Origin of the sequence: Shewanella xiamenensis (assembly GCF_014647135.1) — a bacterium.
Classification (GTDB): Bacteria; Pseudomonadota; Gammaproteobacteria; order Enterobacterales; family Shewanellaceae; genus Shewanella; species Shewanella xiamenensis.
The window spans coordinates 24661-45825 of the sequence record NZ_BMOP01000017.1; the positions used below are offsets into that span (position 1 = coordinate 24661).

The 21165-nt window shown below is 44.1% G+C and carries 19 protein-coding genes; 16 read left to right on the plus strand and 3 right to left on the minus strand.

The window, feature by feature from the left end; translation table 11 throughout:
- Position 1 precedes the first annotated feature (1 nt).
- The 11 genes from IEY09_RS14385 to IEY09_RS14435 all read left to right on the plus strand — a co-directional run bounded on the left by IEY09_RS14385 (position 2) and on the right by IEY09_RS14435 (position 9631).
- Positions 2-883, plus strand: a complete 882-nt coding sequence (locus IEY09_RS14385) for a MinD/ParA family protein (protein ID WP_037420384.1) — start codon at positions 2-4, stop codon at positions 881-883.
- Positions 876-1589, plus strand: a complete 714-nt coding sequence (locus IEY09_RS14390; RefSeq protein WP_037424757.1) for an RNA polymerase sigma factor FliA — start codon at positions 876-878, stop codon at positions 1587-1589. Before IEY09_RS14385 ends, IEY09_RS14390 begins: the two co-directional genes overlap by 8 nt.
- Positions 1590-1636: 47 nt before the next feature.
- The gene (gene cheY, locus IEY09_RS14395) at positions 1637-2020 is read left to right on the plus strand and encodes a chemotaxis response regulator CheY (protein WP_007649667.1); all 384 of its coding nucleotides are present in this window, start codon (positions 1637-1639) and stop codon (positions 2018-2020) included.
- A 13-nt stretch (positions 2021-2033) separates the two neighbouring features.
- The gene (locus IEY09_RS14400) at positions 2034-2771 is read left to right on the plus strand and encodes a protein phosphatase CheZ (protein WP_037420388.1); all 738 of its coding nucleotides are present in this window, start codon (positions 2034-2036) and stop codon (positions 2769-2771) included.
- Between the two features lie 15 nt (positions 2772-2786).
- Complete coding sequence (locus IEY09_RS14405; RefSeq protein WP_188871584.1) at positions 2787-5084, plus strand: chemotaxis protein CheA; 2298 nt, start codon at positions 2787-2789, stop codon at positions 5082-5084.
- A 20-nt stretch (positions 5085-5104) separates the two neighbouring features.
- On the plus strand, positions 5105-6229 hold the full coding sequence (locus tag IEY09_RS14410; protein ID WP_188871586.1) for a protein-glutamate methylesterase/protein-glutamine glutaminase: 1125 nt from the start codon (positions 5105-5107) through the stop codon (positions 6227-6229).
- Positions 6230-6242: 13 nt separating this feature from the next.
- A complete protein-coding gene (locus tag IEY09_RS14415) occupies positions 6243-6761 on the plus strand; it encodes a membrane anchored protein in chemotaxis locus (protein ID WP_188871629.1) in 519 nt (172 codons plus the stop codon).
- A gap of 66 nt (positions 6762-6827) precedes the next feature.
- A complete protein-coding gene (locus IEY09_RS14420; RefSeq protein ID WP_069453224.1) occupies positions 6828-7619 on the plus strand; it encodes a ParA family protein in 792 nt (263 codons plus the stop codon).
- Positions 7603-8583: a chemotaxis protein CheW gene (locus tag IEY09_RS14425; protein ID WP_188871587.1), complete on the plus strand. Its 981-nt coding sequence runs from the start codon at positions 7603-7605 to the stop codon at positions 8581-8583. The genes IEY09_RS14420 and IEY09_RS14425 overlap by 17 nt, the downstream gene beginning before the upstream one ends.
- 7 nt (positions 8584-8590) lie before the next feature.
- On the plus strand, positions 8591-9085 hold the full coding sequence (locus IEY09_RS14430) for a chemotaxis protein CheW (protein ID WP_011073088.1): 495 nt from the start codon (positions 8591-8593) through the stop codon (positions 9083-9085).
- Positions 9086-9232: 147 nt separating this feature from the next.
- Positions 9233-9631: a DUF2802 domain-containing protein gene (locus IEY09_RS14435; RefSeq protein ID WP_037420401.1), complete on the plus strand. Its 399-nt coding sequence runs from the start codon at positions 9233-9235 to the stop codon at positions 9629-9631.
- Between the two features lie 95 nt (positions 9632-9726).
- Here the strand turns inward: IEY09_RS14435 and IEY09_RS14440 are convergent, their stop codons facing one another.
- On the minus strand, positions 9727-10035 hold the full coding sequence (locus IEY09_RS14440; protein WP_188871589.1) for an EscU/YscU/HrcU family type III secretion system export apparatus switch protein: 309 nt from the start codon (positions 10033-10035) through the stop codon (positions 9727-9729).
- A 15-nt stretch (positions 10036-10050) separates the two neighbouring features.
- On the minus strand, positions 10051-12051 hold the full coding sequence (locus IEY09_RS14445) for a hypothetical protein (protein WP_188871591.1): 2001 nt from the start codon (positions 12049-12051) through the stop codon (positions 10051-10053).
- Between the two features lie 220 nt (positions 12052-12271).
- On the opposite strand from IEY09_RS14445, the gene IEY09_RS14450 reads away from it, so the two are divergent.
- Positions 12272-13057: an MlaA family lipoprotein gene (locus tag IEY09_RS14450; protein ID WP_037420409.1), complete on the plus strand. Its 786-nt coding sequence runs from the start codon at positions 12272-12274 to the stop codon at positions 13055-13057.
- Positions 13058-13177: 120 nt separating this feature from the next.
- Positions 13178-14281 carry a response regulator gene (locus IEY09_RS14455; protein ID WP_037424734.1) on the plus strand — a complete coding sequence of 368 codons (1104 nt, stop codon included), beginning with the start codon at positions 13178-13180 and terminating at the stop codon, positions 14279-14281.
- 418 nt (positions 14282-14699) lie between these two features.
- Here IEY09_RS14455 and IEY09_RS14460 read toward each other — a convergent pair whose 3' ends face one another.
- Positions 14700-16169, minus strand: a complete 1470-nt coding sequence (locus tag IEY09_RS14460; protein WP_037420415.1) for a peptide MFS transporter — start codon at positions 16167-16169, stop codon at positions 14700-14702.
- A gap of 475 nt (positions 16170-16644) precedes the next feature.
- On the opposite strand from IEY09_RS14460, the gene rfaH reads away from it, so the two are divergent.
- The 3 genes from rfaH (at position 16645) to IEY09_RS14475 (ending at position 21035) form a co-directional block, all read left to right on the plus strand.
- Positions 16645-17145, plus strand: coding sequence for a transcription/translation regulatory transformer protein RfaH (gene rfaH / locus IEY09_RS14465; RefSeq protein WP_037424726.1), 501 nt, complete (start codon positions 16645-16647; stop codon positions 17143-17145).
- A gap of 891 nt (positions 17146-18036) precedes the next feature.
- The gene (locus IEY09_RS14470; protein ID WP_188871592.1) at positions 18037-20526 is read left to right on the plus strand and encodes an SLBB domain-containing protein; all 2490 of its coding nucleotides are present in this window, start codon (positions 18037-18039) and stop codon (positions 20524-20526) included.
- 155 nt (positions 20527-20681) lie between these two features.
- Positions 20682-21035 carry a four helix bundle protein gene (locus tag IEY09_RS14475; RefSeq protein ID WP_037424719.1) on the plus strand — a complete coding sequence of 118 codons (354 nt, stop codon included), beginning with the start codon at positions 20682-20684 and terminating at the stop codon, positions 21033-21035.
- The last annotated feature ends 130 nt before the right edge of the window (positions 21036-21165 follow it).

A 21165-nucleotide genomic window follows, 5' to 3' on the forward strand; every position in this document is an offset into this window, starting at 1 on the left:
TATGACCCTGGATCAAGCAAGTGGTTTACGTATGATGAATCAACCCTATAACGAAAAAGTGAAAGTAATCGCGGTTACGGGTGGTAAAGGTGGTGTGGGTAAAACCAGCGTATCCATCAATACTGCCGTAGCATTAGCCGAGAAGGGCAAGCGTGTCTTAGTGCTTGATGCTGACCTTGGCTTAGCAAACGTCGATGTCATGTTAGGGATCCGTGCTGAACGTAACCTTTCCCATGTATTGTCTGGCGATGCTGAGTTAGATGACATTATTGTCCGGGGGCCTAAAGGTATTGGGATTGTGCCAGCCACATCGGGTACTCAGGGCATGGTAGAGCTAAGTCCTGCGCAACATGCGGGCTTAATTCGTGCTTTCAGTGAGATGCGCACCCAGTTTGATATTCTCATCGTGGATACTGCCGCGGGGATTTCTGACATGGTACTCAGTTTCTCCCGTGCGTCACAGGATGTGTTGGTTGTTGTTTGTGACGAACCAACGTCTATTACTGACGCCTATGCATTAATCAAAATCCTCAGCCGTGAACACGGCGTCTTCCGCTTTAAAATTGTTGCAAATATGGTGCGTAGTTTACGCGAAGGTATGGAATTGTTTGCTAAACTCAGTAAAGTGACCGACAGATTCTTGGACGTGGCACTTGAATTAGTTGCGACCATTCCATTTGATGAAAATTTGCGTAAATCGGTTCGCAAGCAAAAGTTAGTGGTTGAAGCTTATCCTAAGTCTCCCGCTGCAATTGCTTATCAAGGCCTAGCGAATAAAATTATGAGCTGGCCAGTACCACAGCAACCTGGTGGGCATTTGGAGTTTTTCGTTGAGCGCTTAGTTCAACGACCAGATTTTCAAGAGGAAAAAACGAGTGAATAAAGCCGCAGCGTATACTTGTTTAGACAATAAAACGTCAATCGTTGAACAGTATGCACCGTTGGTTAAAAGAATTGCACATCACTTGCTCGCCAGATTACCTGCCTCTGTGCAGTTAGATGACCTGCTACAGGCGGGGATGATGGGATTATTAGAAGCATCATCTAAGTTTGATGGCGGTAAAGGTGCAAAGTTTGAAACCTTCGCCGGCATAAGGATCCGTGGCGCCATGTTGGATGAAATCCGCCGTGGCGATTGGGTTCCTCGTTCTGTCCACCGAAATAATCGTCGAGTTGCCCAAGCTATTGATGAATTAGAGCAAGTGCTAGGTCGTGATGCGCGCGACACAGAAATTGCAGAAAAACTTGATATGACGCTCGATGAGTACCATCATATTCTTAACGATGTTTCTGTTGGTAAAATCATAGGGATAGAAGACTTAGGCGTATCACAGGATATACTCACTACAAGTGATGATGTTAGCGATGGTACGTTTGAGGTCTTGGCAGAAACCCAGTTTCATTCTGCACTTGTTGAGGCGATAAAATTATTGCCCGAAAGGGACGCGCTAGTGCTATCGTTATACTACGATGAAGCATTGAATTTAAAAGAGATTGGCGCCATTCTTGAGGTAAGCGAATCGCGTGTTAGCCAGATATTAAGTCAGGCAATGTTGCGACTCAAAGGCAAACTCAAGCATTGGACATAAGTATAATTATTAATTGAGCACTGAATGTCAGCTCACCGGAGGAAACCTTGGACAAGAATATGAAGATTCTCATCGTTGATGACTTTTCGACAATGAGACGTATCATCAAGAACTTGTTGCGAGACTTGGGCTTTAACAACACCCAGGAAGCGGACGATGGCTCAACCGCCTTGCCAATGTTGCAAAAAGGCGATTTTGATTTTGTCGTTACAGACTGGAATATGCCAGGCATGCAGGGTATCGATTTACTTAAAGCCATTAGGGCCGATGACTCCTTGAAGCATCTACCGGTATTAATGGTCACTGCCGAGGCAAAACGTGAACAAATTATTGCTGCTGCACAAGCGGGTGTGAATGGGTATGTGGTAAAGCCTTTTACCGCAGCAACATTGAAAGAGAAGCTAGATAAAATATTTGAACGACTCGCTTAAGCAGGGATGAGCTATGAAGTCACATACATCAGGGCTCATCACGCTCGAGCATGCTCAGCGTTTAGTCGAACTGTTAAGCGCGAATGAACAAAATCAAGCTGATGATTTATTAAGAGAACTGGCAGCTCCTCTTCAGAGGGAACTTTTTGATGAGGTAGGCAAACTCACTCGCCAATTGCATAGCGCTCTTATGGATTTCCAAATCGATAATCGGTTAGTTGAGTTAGCCAATACAGAAATACCCGATGCTAAGGAACGGCTAAGTTATGTCATTGACATGACTGAACAAGCTGCAAATAAGACTATGGATGCTGTTGAGGAGTGCTTGCCGTTAGCGAATGCATTAACCGCGAACATCCAACAAGTGATGCCATCGTGGGACAAATTAATGCGTCGTGAAATTGCCCTCAGTGATTTTAAGGTGCTTTGCCATAACGTTCAGCATTTGATGTCGCGAAGTGAATTGGACTCAAACCGATTACGCGAATTGCTCAACCAAATATTGATGGCGCAGGATTTTCAAGACCTGACTGGACAAATGATCCGCAGGGTAATCGATCTAGTGATGGAAGTTGAAAGTAATCTGGTGTCTATGCTGACGGTGTTTGGTGAGCAGCCAATAATTGAGAGTCAGATTACTCAGAAAAATAATATTGAAGCTGAAGGGCCGATAATGAATGCCGAGCTTCGTCAAGATGTAGTAACAGGTCAAGACGAAGTGGATGATCTGCTATCGAGTCTGGGTTTCTAACTGGGAGTCAATTTGATGGCCTTTGATGTAGATGAAGAGATACTCCAGGACTTTTTAATCGAGGCGGGGGAAATATTAGAGTTGCTTCAAGAGCAGCTTGTTGCCCTTGAGAATAATCCTGATGATACTGACTTGCTAAATGCCATTTTTAGGGGGTTTCACACCGTAAAGGGCGGCGCAGGTTTCCTAAGTTTGACTCCTATGGTTGATGTCTGCCATGAGGCAGAAAACACATTCGATTTATTGCGTACTGGCAAGCGCAGTGTCACAGCAGAATTAATGGATATTATTCTTCAGGCTGTTGATGCGATTAACACCATGTTTGCTCAAACCCAGCAGGGAGAGCAACAAGATCCTGCTGATGCTGCATTACTTGCAAAATTAAAGTTACTTAGTTCTGGTGAGCCTCTGCCGTCAGAATTAGGACAAACTGCGTCAGAGCCTCAATCTATTGCTGAGCCCGAACCCGTTATTGAAACTGTTGTTGACGTTGTCGCAGTTGAAGAGATGCCTGTTGAGGCTGTGAGTTCTTCAAACTCAAGTATTGATGAGATTAATGAAGCGGAGTTTGAGGCTTTGCTTGATGCACTGCACGGTAGTGGAAAAGGTCCCGGTGTGACTAACACTACTAATGCTGATGTTGTGGCAGTACCCACTGCGTCAACTCCCTCTGTATCAAATATAGCCAAGCCCAAAGTACTACAAGCTACCAGCTCGGGTGATGATATCACTGACGATGAGTTTGAAGCCCTGCTTGATGAGCTTCATGGTTCAGGAAAATTTAATGGCAAAGTAGATACACCTATATCACCTCAGCCTAAGGTTGAAACTGTTGCTGTGCCAGTGTCAACACCAACTGCTGTTGCTGTCGATTCAGACGAAATTACTGACGATGAATTTGAGCGTTTACTCGACGAACTTCATGGAAAAGGTGGGGCACCAGCTAAAGCTGTTGCAAAAGTGGAATCTGCGAAACCAGCTCCTACTCCTGCCACATCTGCTGCGGCTCCTGCTGTGCCTAAAGCCAGTGTTACTCCTGTAACCACTCCAGCGGTTAAACCTCAGGCCGAAGTTGCGCTCGCCGAGAAGGCTCCTGTTAAAGCTGCCGCTGCCGCATCAGCAAATGTTCCTCAAGGTGAAACGACCGTTCGCGTAGATACTGCACGACTCGACCAAATCATGAATATGGTGGGAGAGCTAGTATTAGTACGTAACCGTTTGGTGAGTTTGGGCATTAGTCGTGATGACGAAGAGATGTCTAAGGCGCTCGCGAATCTAGATTTAGTGACTGCTGATTTGCAAGGCGCGGTCATGAAAACCCGTATGCAGCCTATTAAAAAGGTTTTTGGCCGTTTCCCTCGCGTTGTTCGTGATTTAGCCCGTACGCTCAATAAAGAAATTGATTTAGTGTTGGTTGGTGAAGAAACAGACCTTGACAAAAACTTAGTTGAGGCGCTGGCGGATCCTTTAGTGCACTTGGTCCGTAACTCGGTCGACCATGGTATTGAAATGCCAAATGACCGTGAAGCCTCTGGTAAACCCAGGACGGGGACGATTACTCTATCGGCAAGCCAAGAGGGTGACCATATTCTGCTAAAAATCGAAGATGATGGCGCAGGTATGGATCCTGAAAAGTTAAAACAAATTGCCATTAAACGTGGCGTGTTGGATGAAGATTCCGCTGCGCGTATGACGGACAATGAAGCTTATAACTTGATCTTTGCCCCAGGCTTTTCGACCAAGGTCGAGATTTCAGATATCTCTGGTCGTGGCGTGGGAATGGACGTGGTTAAAACCCGTATCACCCAACTCAACGGTACTGTGCATATTGACTCGATGAAAGGCAAAGGCACCATACTTGAGATTAAAGTGCCGTTAACTTTGGCAATTATGCCAACACTTATGGTTGATGTTGCGAAACAAGTTTTTGCATTACCTTTATCCAGTGTTAATGAGATTTTTCATCTCGATCTTACCAAAACCAATATTGTTGACGGACAACTCACTGTCATCGTTCGCAACAAGGCCGTGCCGCTCTTCTATCTAGAGCATTGGTTGCATCGAAATAAAACTACCTTCAAACATGGTGACAAGAAACATGGTCATGTTGTGATAGTGCAGTTAGGTATGATGCAGATAGGTTTTGTTGTGGATGCACTGATTGGCCAAGAAGAGGTGGTGATTAAGCCACTGGGAGCCTTGTTGCACGGTACGCCAGGTATGGCTGGGGCAACGATTACATCCGATGGTGGTATTGCGCTCATTTTGGATGTTCCTGGGTTATTAAAGCATTATGCGAAAAATAAAAGTTAGTTCCCAAGTTAAGGAATGGAATGGCCATTAAAGTATTAGTCGTTGATGACTCAAGCTTTTTTAGACGACGTGTTAGTGAAATAGTCAATCAAGATCCTGAACTGGAAGTGATCGCGACGGCTGCTAACGGGGCTGAAGCGGTGAAGATGGCTGCTGAGCTTAATCCCCAAGTAATCACTATGGACATTGAAATGCCTGTCATGGACGGTATCACCGCCGTCCGTGAAATCATGGCAAAGTGTCCAACCCCGATTCTGATGTTTTCATCATTAACCCATGATGGCGCTAAGGCCACCTTAGACGCCCTAGATGCGGGTGCGTTAGATTTTTTACCTAAACGTTTTGAAGATATCGCGACCAATAAAGATGAAGCGATTTTGTTATTGCAGCAAAGAGTCAAGGCTCTTGGTCGTCGTCGAATTTTCCGTCCAGTGGCGCGCCCTAGCGTTGCCCCAATTCCCCCAAGACCAAGCACTGGCTCGGTATTAGGGAATGTGGCCACTCCTGTTCAAAATGCACCTGCACCAGTGCGCACGTCACCTTTATCGTCCATTCGTGCTAGTGGTAAGCAATACAAATTATTGTTAATCGGTACATCGACGGGGGGGCCTGTCGCTTTACAGAAAATTTTGACTCAGTTTCCAGCAAATTATCCGCATCCTATTTTGCTGATCCAACACATGCCAGCCGCTTTTACCCCAGCATTTGCAAATCGTTTAAATGGTTTATGTAAAATCGAGGTAAAAGAAGCGGCAAATGGCGATATTTTGCGTCCAGGTTGTGCGTATCTAGCGCCAGGTGGAATGCAGATGATGGTAGAGCGTACAGGCGTCACAGGCCGAATAAAAGTGCTCGCTGGTAGTGCTGAAATGAATTATAAGCCTTGTGTCGATATCACTTTTGCTTCAGCCTCAAAAGCCTACGGTGGAGATGTGCTTGCTGTAGTGTTAACTGGAATGGGAGCTGACGGCCGAGAAGGAGCACGCATGCTTAAAGCTGCCGGTGCGACCATTTGGGCGCAGGATGAAGCGAGTTGCGTCGTTTATGGCATGCCTCAAGCAGTGGCCAGTGCGGGAATTGCCACTCAATCCATTTCACTGGAGCACATGGCTGAATCGATTTTAAAAGAGTCTGCACGTGGCTAGTAGCAAGTCACAGATAAGCACAAATATTGTGCTTATTATGGTGCTAATGATGATGACGATCGTTTGTCTTGGTGCCTTAAGTTTCGATTATCATCGAAAAAACGTAAAATTGCTTGCTGATGTTAAACGCTTAGCATCGACCCAAGTCGTGCTCATGGTGCCTGATGAGCAAGCTAAGGTCATTGCTGATTGGCTTGCCACACATCCAGAACAAACTAAGGCTATGCTAAAAATGGTGGCGCCTGGTGAACATAATGCAGTGACTCTTGGGCCTGAAATGCCAGCGGCGGATGGTAATAATATTCCGCCTTTACTTGAAAAAGTGCCTGAGATGGATAAACAACAGTTATCCTCTCAGTCACCTGCTGAATCATCAGTCTCTTTGCGTTTGCAAAATGAAGCAGCATTGACAACAGAGGTTCGACAGGAGTCGACTCAAGTTCCTGTGGTGATTTCGGAAAATGCCGACGGTGTTAAGGTGATAAGTCTGCCTAACGGTGGCATAAGAGTCACGACAAGGGAAGAAGAGTAACGTGGTGGGCCGCGTAATCATTCCACTTATAAATGGCACAGAATCAACATTTAAGAGGTCAGTGCTTTGAAAGTCTGGACCATAGCGAATCAAAAAGGTGGGGTCGGTAAAACCACTTCGGTAGCAAGTTTAGCGGGAGCCCTCGCTAAACGGGGGAAGCGCGTCTTGATGATTGATACCGATCCTCATGCTTCACTCGGTTACTACCTTGGGATTGACTCAGAAGAGGTGCCTGGTTCTCTTTTTGATGTATTTGTTGCGCACAATCATCTTACAAAAGAGCTGGTTAAATCGCATATCGTACCAACTTTGGTGGATGGTTTAGATTTATTACCGTCGACTATGGCGCTAGCAACACTGGATAGAGCTTTAGGCCATCAAGAAGGCATGGGACTTGTCTTGCGTAATTTGCTTGCCCTTGTTGCTGATGAATATGATGTTGCCATCGTCGACTGCCCGCCTGTCTTAGGTGTGCTGATGGTAAATGCGTTAGCCGCGAGCCAACATATTGTCATTCCTGTGCAAACAGAGTTCTTAGCGATTAAAGGGCTTGAGCGCATGGTCAAAACTATGGAAATCATGGGGCGGTCAAAGAAGACTCGTTACAGTTATACCGTAGTCCCAACCATGTTTGATAAGCGTACTAAGGCATCTCCTGCTGCGTTGCAGGTGTTGAGTGAACAGTATGGTGAGAGTCTATGGCGTGATGTTATTCCTGTAGATACTAAGTTTAGAGACGCAAGTTTAGCGCATTTACCCGCCTCCCATTATGCAAGTGGTTGTCGTGGTGTAAAGGCCTATGAAAGATTATTAGATTTTCTTTTAGCTGGGGAGTTTGGCCATGTCAAAATCGGTTGATGAAACTGTTTTTGATTTTTTTGAATTATTATTGCACGAAGACGATAGTGCCTTTGGTGCTTCCCCCATTAAATCTCAAGAAAATGTTGCGACCGCTTTTGATAGCAGTAAAAAAACGGAAACTCAGCAGCTCAATAATGCCATTTTGGCAGAGCATGAGCGGTCTAAAGCGGATGTTAAAGTTACTCCAGAACCTGAAGTACAACCTATTCGGGCAAAAAGCATTGTTACTGTCTCCTCTAAGGAGAGTGCTGAGCCGTTAGTGAATAAACAGTCGCTAGAGCGCCTGCTTGCGCCAGTCCTAAAAGTGGAAGCTACAGTTGTTGATAAGCCAACGGAGGTTATCGAGCAACCTTTACCAGCACCCAAGCAACCTGTTGCAATAACGGTTGCTGAAGTTGATGAGACTGCGGATGTTGCGCCGACGCAAGTCGATAACTTATCGACTGTGCCTGACACTCAAGTCGGCTTTGCGCCTCCAAGTGTGACAAAAGATCTGCAAGAAGTACTCGATGATGAGTTTCAAGTACTATTCTTTAAGGTAGCTGGGTTGACGTTAGCGGTTCCATTAGTCAGTCTCGGTGGTATCGTCAAAGTAGAACGGATTAATCATATTATTGGTCGTCCTTCTTGGTTCCTTGGTGTACAAACTCATCGAGAAGAACAGTTAAATCTAGTGGATACCTGTGCGTGGGTTATGCCAGAAAAATACACAGATAAACTGGCGCAATCGGTAAATTATCAATATCTTGTATTATTAGAGGGCAGTAATTGGGGATTAGCTTGTGAGTCCCTGCTTAATGCAGTAAAAATTACCAAATCGCAAGTAAATTGGCGCAGCAAAGCAGGGAAACGTCCTTGGCTAGCTGGTGTGGTTAAAGAACAAATGTGTGGCATTTTGCACGTACAAGCCTTAGTTGAAATGCTTGATGCGGGTTTAGGCTGTCAGGACTCCATTGGTTGAGGTAAACATGAAAGATACAAGAAATGTCGCAGCCGTGGCTGCAAGTAAAGATGATGCAGTATTGCAATGGGTTACCTTTAAGTTAGACAACGAGACTTATGGTATTAATGTCATGCAAGTGCAAGAAGTGCTGCGTTACACCGAAATTGCTCCCGTACCTGGTGCACCACACTATGTTTTAGGGATTATCAATTTACGCGGTAATGTGGTTACTGTTATTGATACCCGCTCACGTTTTGGGTTGCAATCAGCAGAAGTGGATGATTCGACACGTATCGTGATCATTGAAGCAGAAAAGCAAGTCATTGGTATTTTGGTCGATAGTGTTGCTGAAGTCGTTTACTTACGCCGCTCTGAAATTGATAACGCGCCTAACGTTGGTACAGAAGAGAGTGCGAAGTTTATTCAAGGCGTTAGCAATCGTGATAATGAGTTATTGATCTTAGTTGATTTAGACAAACTATTATCCGATGAAGAGTGGGCTGAATTAAATCAACTCTAAATATTCATCGGAGGCGGCAGATAGTGTCTATCTGCCGCTTTGCTTTTTGTTATGCGAACGATTCATTTGGCTTTAATTTACTCTTTTAGAATGCCACTTGATGAGTCGGTGCTGATTTCAGCTGATTGTGATGCGTAGGGATGATGAATGGGCGATGAATTTTTAATCGCAGCCTTAGTTTATGTGATTGCGTGTTTAGGTTTAGTTCTTTACCTTCAGAAACAATTAAGTAAGTTGCGCAGTAAAGTTGAAGCGTTAACCGTATTAGTGAAAGAGGGCGATCGTCAGCGCGAGGGCTTTAAGCGTGAAATGCAGGAGCTTCGAAGCGGTACCATTGGTATGGGACGTCGTGTGATTGAGCTTGAAAAACGCTTACATCAACAATCTGAACGCATTGAAGAATCTACTCAACAGGATCCCCAAGCAAAGCTTTATACGCGTGCGATGAAGATGGTGGCCCTCGGAGCCGGTGTAGATGAGCTAATCAAAGAGTGTGAATTGCCTAAAGCTGAAGCTGAGTTGTTAATTCGTTTACACCGTAAATAGGCGAATAATTTGGGACGCACTTCGTGACTCTCGGCCGCAGCAAAGTGCTGCTCTAGAACGCTACGTTGTGGCTCTAGGAGCTAGCCACCTTTGCTTTAAGCCTTATCAACAATCTTCTTATGCATATTGCTCCATTGTTCTGGGAATTTTCCGTCCAGCATATACACAAATGCGATTAATTCGGCGATAAGCAGATACAGCTCTCTTGGAATTTCTTCGCCTAATTCAAGCAATCGAAGAAAGTTACTCAGGTGCGGATCTTGGTGAATATAAACGCCTGAGGCTTTTGCTAGAGCGATAATTTCGTCAGCGATTAGCCCTTCACCCGATGCGACTACTTTAGGCGCATGTTTTCCGTCATAACTCAAGGCAACAGCTTGCTGGGTTTTATATTCTTCCGCCATAGATAGACTCTTTAATTATGCTCTTGTTTTCACAAGAAAATGATCACCAGGCAGCAATGTTGCTGGAACTGGTGCTAATTGGGTGGATAATTCACCCGGTGTAAATCCTAATTGCGATAGTTTTTGTCCCAGTGGAGCCAGAAAGTTATCTACTCGGCGAAGTAATGACTGACTGTCACCTTTGAACTGAATATCTAGTACTTGTTGGTGAAAACGTGCCGATATCAGTAATGGACCCTGGGCGAGATTAAACTTCAATTGTAAATTCCAGCCTTTATGATGTTGCTGTTCATCGCTATCGGCTTCTCGCTCGAATTTACCTTCTAATTGTTCATGACGTTGATTAATCCCATAGGGAAGGGCAAAAAACCACACTAAATTGCCATTATTTTCACTACTGGCTTGTTGATAAAGCTGTAGGCTTGAAGCTAGTTGTACCATGCTTTCTAGGCCGCCAGCTTTACTAAATTGTCCCAGCTGGTGGTTAGATAATCCGATTTTAGTTTGGAGTTGCTCTAAGTAATCAGCCAATTTAGCACTCATTTTACTATTAGCATTATTTGCCATAAACCCCAATAACAACTGAAACAATGAGCTAATGGCTCCCGCATTGAATAGCATTGAGGCTTGACCGAGCTGCGGCGTTGCTAAATTTAAGGTTGCGAGACCAAGGATGCTGTCTTTTAGTTCGTTTGGATCGCTTAATTGGCCTAAAGGATGTGGGCCTAGATGAGGCAGATGTTTTAACAGCTCGGCAGCTAAGTTTGTGCTAGCTCGAGAGACCATCTGCTCGATGGGGAGAGCACCGGCCTTGGTAAAGGCTTTTTGAAGCACTTGATTAACATTGATATTGGCTTCGTTGAGCTTATTTTGTTTATCAGCACCTAACGAGTCTGATGGGGTTTTAAGATTTAGCGGTGTTTCATTACTGGACAAATTTTTGGTCATCGCTAACTCATTAGCGAGGACCTGTGGTTTAGTCTGTAAGCTGCTAAAGTCCGATTTTGCATGTTGACTTTGCAAAGTATTTGATGCCGTTACGGTATTTTTTACATCCGATGCGCTTGCATCTTTAGTCAGTGCCTTAGGTTCAGGAATAGCCGTTTTGGGATCAATTTGTTGATTGGTAGTTTGTCCTGTCGTCAGCTTTACTTCAGTAGTGGATTGTAAATTGACGCTAATAGCAATCTTGGATGGTGAGTTTTTTACGGATGTCACTTCATCCGCAATAGAACCCGTTTGAGTCTGGGATATTTTTATGTCGGAAATTGATCCACCTTGGGTGCTAGACGTATTTACTTTTGCAGCAGTGCTATCCGTTTGGGGGACTAAGCCCTCAAGTTTCCGTAAAAAACTCGCAATAATCTGAACGGGTTCCATTTTGCTTATCACAACATGACTCGCTTGCTTGTCAATAATGGGAAGCTGAGTTTCATTTATCGGAGCGCCAATTTGGATTTCGAGTTTGCTCAGTATTGGGGTCAACACTAAAATAGGTTTCCCTTGTAAAAGGGTAATTTTTGCTTGATATTCACCCGCATTAAGTCGTGTTCCTGGATCCTGTGGCACAACAGTTCCATTCGTAAATTGGAATTCTTTTGCAGTAGTAATGACATTAGGGAGGGGGTAGCCCTGTGGGCGGGCAGAGAGAGCGTATAATTTTGTCTCTGAAATCCCATTTTGTTGTGCAAGTAATGTGATCGCTTCTGGGAGCTTAAGGTTGACTGTCGAACCCAAGGCAATCAGTTGCGAGGTTTGTGTCATAGCACTCGATTCAGTGGGGCTATTCACGACTTGATTGACTAAAAATTGACTAGCAATAATTAATGCTTGGCGCTGCTGAGCATTAACGAGCTTTAAATTATATTCTGTACCGTTTAGAATAATACTATCGCCTTCAGGAGATAGTTGGACTTCAGCGGGAATAGGACGCGCATTGGTGCTCAGGGCAGTGTTCTGAGTCCCTGAAGTGATTAATGGTGCGTTGGTAATCTGACTAAGTGGAATCGACTCCATACTAAACCTTTGTTGGAATAACTCGCGGTGCGTTATTTAAAAAATTAACAATTGACCAAACTGTTTTGCCAAGTATGCTTATGCGCTTTGTAAAGTCAGTGGCATTTTGTCTGTCATACTTAGTATACGACTCGGATGACTAATCTTTTATCGTCACTTGTTGATGGTCACTTTAACGAAAACTCGTGAACTCGGCAGTACATTTATTTAAGAGAGCAATATGAAGTTGAAATGGATAGGGGTACTTTTAGGCTTTGCATTACTGCCCAAGGTTTATGGCGCAGAGGTAGCCGTACCCGATAGCACTCCAAAGGACGGGGCTTCAGCTGTAAAAATTACTTACGAAGATCCAAGAGATCCCTTTGAAGGGTTCAACCGGGCCATGTGGGACTTTAACTATCTGTTTCTCGATAGGTACCTATACCGGCCAGTTGCACATGGTTATAACGATTATATCCCGTTGCCTGCTAAAACAGGGATTAATAACTTTGTGCAAAACTTGGAAGAACCCAGCAGCGTGGTAAACAACTTATTGCAAGGCAAATGGGGTTGGGCGGCGAATGCGGGTGGTCGTTTTACGGTTAACACGACGATAGGGTTACTAGGCGTTATTGATGTGGCTGATATGATGGGAATGCCACGTAAGCAGGACGAGTTTAACGAAGTGTTGGGCTATTACGGTGTACCTAATGGTCCCTATTTTATGGCACCCTTTGCTGGTCCATATGTTGTTCGTGAACTCGCATCAGATTGGGTTGATGGTCTATACTTTCCACTATCTGAACTCACAGTGTGGCAATCCGTGGTTAAATGGGGCCTTAAAAGCTTACATGCTAGAGCCTCGGCAATTGACCAGGAAAGACTTGTTGATAATGCGCTCGATCCCTATGCCTTCGTGAAAGATGCGTACTTACAACACATGGACTATAAGGTCTATGATGGCAATGTTCCTCAAAAACAAGAAGATGATGAGTTACTCGACCAGTACATGCAGGAACTTGAGTAAGCTCATGCGCTAACTTGGCTGCAGGCATGAATATGCAGCCAAGCCAATGCCGTATAAATGATTCTTCCCATGTCATCATTGAATGATTGCTGTTGCAGTAAACGTTACGCGGGAATCTTTATGGCGTTAAATGGTGTTTCAATTCTGTGGGTTGAAGATGACCCAGTATTCAGGCAAATCGTTGCTACCTTTCTAAATGGTCGCGGTGCACAGGTAGTGCAGGCTGGCGATGGAGAGCAGGGGCTGATTCATTTCAAGCAACAACGTTTCGATATCATACTTGCCGATTTGAGTATGCCAAAGCTTGGTGGCTTAGATATGCTTAAGGAAATGAGCAGGTTAGAGCCATTAGTGCCTTCTATTGTTATTTCAGGTAACAATGTTATGGCGGATGTTGTCGAGGCGCTGCGCATCGGTGCGAGTGATTATTTGGTTAAACCTGTTGCCGATCTCTTTATTATCGAGCAAGCCATTCAACAAGGGCTGCAGCGAAATCATCCCGATGATATTACTCAGGCAGACTTTGATGCTTTATCTCACCAAGAGTTGAATGATAATTTAGCCTTATTAGAACAAAGTGTTGAAGCGGCTAAGCAAGTTCAGCAGCAACTTTTCCCTGCTTCAAATATCAGTTATCCCGCCGCCAAAGTTGATTACAGCTTATTTAAAAGCAGTGATATCAGTAGCTACTTTATTGACTCAACAATGGTGGGCAGTGATCATTTGATTATGTATATGGCCCACCTCTATCCCGAAGACAATCGCGCGGCGTTTGCTTGTGTTTTGCTACGCAGTTTTGTCAACCAAAAGCTGAAAAGTTATCGAAGTGGTCAGAGTAAAACCATTATCGAGCCGTTCAATATGCTGAGCTACTTGAATGAGCGTTTGGTAAAGTCCGGTTTGGATATCACAGTAGATATTGTTTATGTCGCAATCGAATTAACACGTTATCGTGCTGCCATTGCCCTAGCAGGCAAGGGACTGAGGTGCTATTTGCGTAATGACAAAGGCTTAAGTCCATTGGCTATTTCAGAAAGTTTACCACTAGGGGTATTAGATTGGGGTAAACCGAGTGTTCAGTTTCGAACGATTCTGCCCCAGGAGCAACTTTGTATCGCAACCAATGAGCCTGAACATAAGCAGCAGTTATTAGATAATCAATTTAAAGGATTAGTCTACAATTCAAACTTGCCTGCGGGTGGTTTTATTCAATTAAGTTTATAAGAAGATAAGGTGCTAGGACGCAGCCAAAAGCGCTACAGCTAGGCCATTGCGTAGCTCGAGAAGCCTAGACTCTAGCACCTAGAACCTAGAACCTAGCACCTAGAACCTAGAACCTAGCACCTAGAACCTAGCACCTAGAACCTAGCACCTAGAACCTAGCACCTAGCACCTAGCACCTAGCACCTAGAACCTAGCACCCATGTTCTAATTTGTCAGAGTGCGAAACATCCCATCTCTAACCTCAACGTGTTTTGGGAGCAAAGCAATAAAAAACGCTGCATTTCTGCAGCGTTTTTATCGAATATTGAATTATTCAGGATGGTAGAAGCGTTCTATCTGGGCGAAGCCCAGTCTGCTTTTTCTCGCAGCGAAGCACCCTAGAGCAGTGCATTTGGCTGCGTCCTAGCTTCTAGCTGCGTTATCTTTTAATAGCTTCGTGTTCAGCGGTTACCGCAATTTCATCTTCTAATGCTTCTGCTTCATTGTGATGCTTGCTTTCCGCACCGTGCATCCAATCGACTAATTTGTCAGCCATAAAGTATAAGATCACACCAGAAAGTGCTGCGGTAATTGCAATACCCGAGAAGATAGCCATTGCATTGGCAAGTTGTTCTTCTTTTTCGCCGCCATGGCCAATAAAGGAACCCACCACACCACCAATTTTGTTAGCAGCAGCCACAAAGAGGAACCAAGAACCCATCATTAACGAAGCGATGCGAAGTGGAGCTAACTTAGTGACCATAGATAAACCAATAGGCGACAAGCAAAGTTCACCCATGGTATGGAAGAAATAAGCGCCAACCAACCACCACATGCTTGATTTAGCTGTAGCGTCACCGCCCATTTCGACAACGGCACCGATCATAAATAAGAAGCCAACGGCTAACAGCACTAAGCCTAAAGCAAACTTAATCGGGGAGTTAGGTTCGTTTTTACCTAAACGTACCCAAATCGAAGCAACAACAGGAGCAAAAATAACGATAAACATTGCGTTTAAGGATTGGAACCAAGTGGTTGGTACTTCCCATGTGCCGATCATACGGTCGGTAAAGTCGTTAGTGAACAAGTTCATCAGGCCGCCAGCTTGCTCGAAGCCCGCCCAGAAAATAATAGTAAATAAACCCATCACCATGATGACTTTAATACGGTCACGTTCAACCTTCGTCAGTGGTTCTTTACGGACTTCTCCTTTTTCTGCTGCTTTTTGCTTTTCAAGCTTAGCAGCAGGAGTTCTACCGATATCACCAAGTAACTTTTGTGCAAACACAAGCTGGATAATTAACGACAGGATCATACCGATACCTGCGCAGATAAAACCAGCTTGGAAATTACCATCATAAGCGGCAACTACTGAGCCTACGATAATACCTGAGAGGAAAGCACCAACGTTGATCCCCATATAGAAAATGGTGAAAGCACCGTCACGGCGGTGATCTCCTTCTTGGTACAGATCGCCCACCATAGTAGAAATATTCGGTTTAAACAGGCCGTTACCTAAGATTAACGTGCCTAAGCCGACGTAGAATACTTCGGTTTCCATCCCAGGCACCCAAGCATGGGGCGTACCTAAAATAAATTGACCAGCCGCCATTAAAGTACCGCCAATCATAATGGCGCGACGTTGGCCCAGAAAGGTGTCGGCTAACCAACCACCAAGAAGTGGGGTCAAATAAACAAGCCCAGTGAAGGTGCCATATAACGAAATGGCATCAGCTTGGCTCCAACCTAAACCGTGTCCACCTTCGCTTTGCACTTTATCAACTAAGTACAGTACCAAAATGGCACGCATTGCATAATAACTAAAACGTTCCCAGAGTTCTGTTGTAAACAGTAGGAACAGACCTTTGGGATGGCCAAGCATTGTCCCTTGTGGTTTTGCTACGCTCATGAAGTTTCCACCTTAAGCTCGTGATTGCCTGTGGCGCCCCTGAAACAGGATGATGTCACCACAGAAAAATGATTGTTGCTCTTCTCATTTATCTTGAGTCAATTCGATATTTAGCTCTAGCTTAAAAGCATGAGTAAATTGTTGAATTGCTGAGATTTAAGTATGAGTTATTGTTACGTTCTTATAATAAAAGTAATATTTTAAGCGTTAATTAGGATATTTTCGCTAAAATTCCCACCTTATATACCCTTTAAAAGTCACTAAAGTCAATTTTGACTTGCTAACTGGTGAGATTATCTGCAACTCGCCACCAAATATCGATTTATGTTGATTTTCCTAATATATCGGCACTTTGTTTAGATACCGAACAGCAAGGGTTTTAAGGCAAAAAACTGCTTCCATCCGTCTTGACAACTTTGTTATGATTGCGACCCGTGAATGGACGTCACTTAACATAGGGTAGTGAGATTAATCGATGAAGGCATGGTACCTTTTGTACTGTAAACCTCGTAGTGAAGCGAGGGCACAACAAAATTTAGCTCTTCAAAATTTAGAGACATATTTGCCAATGGTCTCTGAAGAAAAATCTCAACGCGGTCAGAAGCGGATCTGTCGTGTGCCTTTATTTCCAAATTATTTGTTTATCAATTTTGACCCAAGCCAAACTAGCGTTAAGCAGGTCCACTCTACTCGCGGTGTGAGTCGTATAGTCAATTGTCAGGAAAGAATGACACCCATTGATGACCGAGTCATTCACGCTATTCGCATGAAAGAATTAACGCCTTCCCAATCTGTTTTAGACAGCGAATTTGAACTAAAAACAGGGGAAAAAATCCGCTTTAAAGACGGTCCATTTGTTGATTTAGAAGGTATTTTTCAAGAAAAATGCCCAAACAAACGTTGCCATGTTTTATTTAATATTATGGGGCAGATCAACACCTTATCTGTACCAGAACACTCAGTTGAACGAGTGTGATTTGTTAATGAGTTCACTTTGCTAAGTAGGATCTTTGCTTAGAGACGTGTAGGACATTTGCTATAGATTGAGTTTTTTGATTTTAAGTAATATTAAGCCGGAATAAAAAATTTATTTTATTTCAGTGTTTTACATGATTTATTTGTTTTTACATTGTTTATCAAAACAGGTTTTGCACAATAAGTAACCAAAAACAATTTATGTGCCCGTTTATTAAACAAGCAATGTAGTGGTTTAGCAGTACAATTTGCGACTCATTTAAGTCGCCAAAACCTGTTTGTACAACTAAAGTTTTACTTGGTTTTTATGTTGTAGCAGTATGAGGTTTTAGATTTTCGCTAAGTATTGGCCTTTGGTTTATTGAATCACATAGAGTACTTGATGTGTTAATCGTAAACTTTAATGGCTTTAGACTTTAATGACTTTAGATTGATGGTAGGTAAAATCTCGTCATCCTAAAATCTTTAACCTTTTGAAAAATTAGAATATTCGCAGCGCGAAGGGCAATATAGAGGCCGCAATCTATGGGCGGTAGCGTGCCTGAAAGGCATCGAATGAATAGTTTCATTCGTTAAGCTAACGCTGTTAATAATTGTCTGGAACAATTATTAACAGCGTTAGCTGATCCGAAGGATGAAGTGCTGGATGCACTGAATAAGGCCTCTGGCCGCCACGCGATAGAAGTGTCAGGAACACTTCAAAATTGCTTTAGCAAGCCCTCAGGGTGGAGTATATGGATATACGGAATAATCGTTAGCGTGTCTGAAAGAAAAGAAGGACGTTGCTTCGCAACTGATAGGACGCCACTACGTGGCTCTAGAATCTAGAAGGAGCGTAGCGACGCTCTGCTGTATCATTGTTTTCCATCTTTAACCCAATCGGAGATATCTGGTGTTACAACAAATCAAAAAATTCATCATAGTGGGTTTAAGTGCCACGATATTGATGGGCACTCAGGCGCAAGCCGTTACGCCCTCTCCGCAGATGATTGAACAATTCAAGCAATTACCTAAGTCAGAGCAAGAACGTTTAGCTCGCCAGTACGGTATTGATCCGTCAATGATAACTGGAGCCTCACCAGCCGCTACGGTTGTTGAAAATCCAACCGTGGTGACGCCACGAACGGAAAACGGTAACAGTGTCGTTGATCAATCAGAAGACGATAAGCTTAATCAGGCAACTAAAACTGAAGCGAATGTCGAAGCAATTGAAAGCAAAAAAGAAAATGAGCTAAAACGCTTTGGCTACGATCTTTTTGCGGGCTCACCCAGTACCTTTGCCCCCGTTTCAGATGTGCCAGTGCCCGCAGAATATATGATGGGCCCTGGTGATACCTTAAACGTGCAACTTTTTGGTAAAGAAAACAATCAGTTTACATTAACTGTTGGCCGCGATGGCGCAGTGCAATTCCCGAATTTGGGCCCAATTTCACTTGTTGGTTTAACCTTTGCTGAAACACGTGAATTATTACAGCAAAAAATCAGCCAAAGCATGATAGGTATTGAGTCCAACATCACTATGGGTGAGTTGCGTTCAATCCGAATTTTTGTGGCCGGTGACGCATATAAACCAGGTTCTTACACCGTATCGAGTCTATCAACAATTACTCAAGCCTTGTTTATCTCTGGTGGGGTAAATGAAATTGGTAGCTTGCGTAATATCCAATTAAAGCGCTCAGGTAACACTATTGGCCGTTTAGACTTGTATGATTTATTGCTGCGTGGCGATGCTTCAGGTGATATGCGCTTGCAATCTGGCGATGTAGTGTTTATTCCATCAGCGGGTGGCACCGTTAGCGTGATTGGTGAAGTGCGTCGCCCTGCGATTTACGAGCTTAAAAATAACGAGACCATGGCAGATGTGATTAACATGGCCAGTGGCTTAAATCCTGGCGCTTATCCCAAAGCCAGTACTATCGAGCGCTATAGTCGTGATGCGGTAAAAACTGTTGTTACCGTTGATTTAACTGAAAACTCAGGCCTAAGCACGCTGGCTAAAAATGGCGATCTACTCAATGTGCGCTCAGCCTCAAGCCGTATTGATAATGCAATCACCCTTGCTGGTGCGGTAATTCGCCCTGGTAAATATCAATGGACTAACGGTTTAACCGTTGCTGACTTATTGCCTTCAATTTGGGGGGATCTAACCATCTCCGCCGACTTGGATTACAGTCTACTCGTTCGAGAGATCAACCAACGCGGCGATATTGAAGTTGAGCGGATTAATCTTGGCCGTGCCATTGGAGAACCAAAATCCCATTACAACATTCCGCTAAAACCACGGGATTCAGTCATCGTATTTGACTATGCCGACCGTGAAGAGCTGCTTAAGCCCATCATTAAAAAGCTAAAAGAGCAAAGCCGTTTTGGTGATGCCGCCAAACTGGTCAATATCAATGGAAATGTTCGCTTCCCTGGGCAGTATCCAATAACGGTTAATGCGGATGTTAAAGAATTACTCATTGCAGCAGGTGGTTTAGAAGAAGGTGCATACACTTTATCTGCTGAACTGACTCGCCAGCAAGTGTCAGAGCAAAATGGTGTCACAGTGGAGCATGTGCAGTTAAGCTTAGATCGCGTTATGCAAAATGATCCTGCCGCCAATATTAAACTGCAAAGCCGTGACATCTTAACTGTACGTACGTTGCCTGACTGGCAAGAAACCCGCTGGGTGACTATCAAGGGTGAAGTTAAATTCCCTGGTACTTACAGCATCCAGCGCGGCGAAACCTTAAAAGAGGTGCTTGCCCGAGCAGGCGGTATGACAAGTGATGCCGCACCACGTAGTGCAGTCTTTTTACGTAAATCTATCCAAGAAAAAGAACAGCAAGAGATTGCCAAACTTGCCGACGAACTGCGCCGAGAGATTGCTGCTAAAGCCTTGACCAAAGATACTCCAACAGTGGGTTATAACGACGCTCAAATGATGTTAAATCAGTTGGAAAATGTAAAAACCGTTGGCCGTTTAGTCGTTGATATTAATGCCATTGAATTAGGCATCGAAAGTGCCAATTTAATGTTAGAAGACGCCGATACTCTTTATATTCCAGCAACTAACCAAACCGTATCAGTTATGGGCCAAGTACAACACCCAAGTACTCATCGCTATAAACCGGGTTTAACCTATGAGCAATACTTAGCCTTATCCGGTGGCCCGCGTAAACGTGCTGATGAATCACGTACTTACATATTAAAAGCCGATGGCGCGGTACAAATGCCAGAATCTTCAATGTGGTTTACTGGTGGCAGCTCAATGGAGCCAGGCGACACTATCGTTGTACCATTAGATACCGAATACAAAGATAACCTCACGCTATGGACGCAAGTGACCGGCATTATCTATAACACCGCTGTGGCTGTATCCGCGATATCGGGGATATAACGCCACGGTGTGGCAAGAATCTAGGGCGTTGCTTCGCAACTGCTAGGACGCAGCAAAAAGCGCTGCTCTAGAACGCCACTGCGTGGCTCTAGAATCTAGAAGTCGCGTAGCGACGCTCTGCTTTTCCTCGATTCTCGCGACTGAAAGGAGCTCTCATGCGATTCGAACAACTGGATGTTTGGAAACGAGCTTCGAGATTATCTTGTCAAATATATCAAGTGACAGAATCAGTAAGTAATTGGGGTTTTAAAGATCAAATAACCCGTTCAGGATTATCTGTCCCTTCAAATATTGCTGAGGGTGAAGAGCGTGAAACACTAAAAGATCAAATTCGCTTTTTGTACTATGCCAAAGGCTCTCTAGGAGAGCTAGTCACCCAACTTTATATAGGTATTGAAGTTGGATATTTGGCAAAGGAACCCACGTTACTTATGGTTCAAGAAGCAAAAGAATTAGCCAAAATCTTAGGTGCAATTATCAAACAAAAGCAAAGTAAGAGTAAAAGCTAAGAAGAACGCAGCAAAGAGCACTGCTCTAGAATGGCCTTCGGCCTCTAGAACGCCACTACGTGGCTTTAGAATCTAGAAGTCGCGAAGCGACGCTCTGCTCTTTCTATAAGGGCGCAGCCCGCTCTGCTTT

Coding starts and splice junctions, on each gene's coding strand:
- IEY09_RS14385 (WP_037420384.1), top strand. CDS start 2: ATGACCCTGGATCAAGCAAGTGGTTTACGTATGATGAATCAACCCTAT.
- IEY09_RS14400 (WP_037420388.1), top strand. CDS start 2,034: ATGAAGTCACATACATCAGGGCTCATCACGCTCGAGCATGCTCAGCGT.
- IEY09_RS14405 (WP_188871584.1), top strand. CDS start 2,787: ATGGCCTTTGATGTAGATGAAGAGATACTCCAGGACTTTTTAATCGAG.
- IEY09_RS14410 (WP_188871586.1), top strand. CDS start 5,105: ATGGCCATTAAAGTATTAGTCGTTGATGACTCAAGCTTTTTTAGACGA.
- IEY09_RS14425 (WP_188871587.1), top strand. CDS start 7,603: ATGTCAAAATCGGTTGATGAAACTGTTTTTGATTTTTTTGAATTATTA.
- IEY09_RS14430 (WP_011073088.1), top strand. CDS start 8,591: ATGAAAGATACAAGAAATGTCGCAGCCGTGGCTGCAAGTAAAGATGAT.
- IEY09_RS14435 (WP_037420401.1), top strand. CDS start 9,233: ATGGGCGATGAATTTTTAATCGCAGCCTTAGTTTATGTGATTGCGTGT.
- IEY09_RS14440 (WP_188871589.1), bottom strand. CDS start 10,035: ATGGCGGAAGAATATAAAACCCAGCAAGCTGTTGCCTTGAGTTATGAC.
- IEY09_RS14445 (WP_188871591.1), bottom strand. CDS start 12,051: ATGGAGTCGATTCCACTTAGTCAGATTACCAACGCACCATTAATCACT.
- IEY09_RS14450 (WP_037420409.1), top strand. CDS start 12,272: ATGAAGTTGAAATGGATAGGGGTACTTTTAGGCTTTGCATTACTGCCC.
- IEY09_RS14455 (WP_037424734.1), top strand. CDS start 13,178: ATGGCGTTAAATGGTGTTTCAATTCTGTGGGTTGAAGATGACCCAGTA.
- IEY09_RS14460 (WP_037420415.1), bottom strand. CDS start 16,169: ATGAGCGTAGCAAAACCACAAGGGACAATGCTTGGCCATCCCAAAGGT.
- rfaH (WP_037424726.1), top strand. CDS start 16,645: ATGAAGGCATGGTACCTTTTGTACTGTAAACCTCGTAGTGAAGCGAGG.
- IEY09_RS14475 (WP_037424719.1), top strand. CDS start 20,682: ATGCGATTCGAACAACTGGATGTTTGGAAACGAGCTTCGAGATTATCT.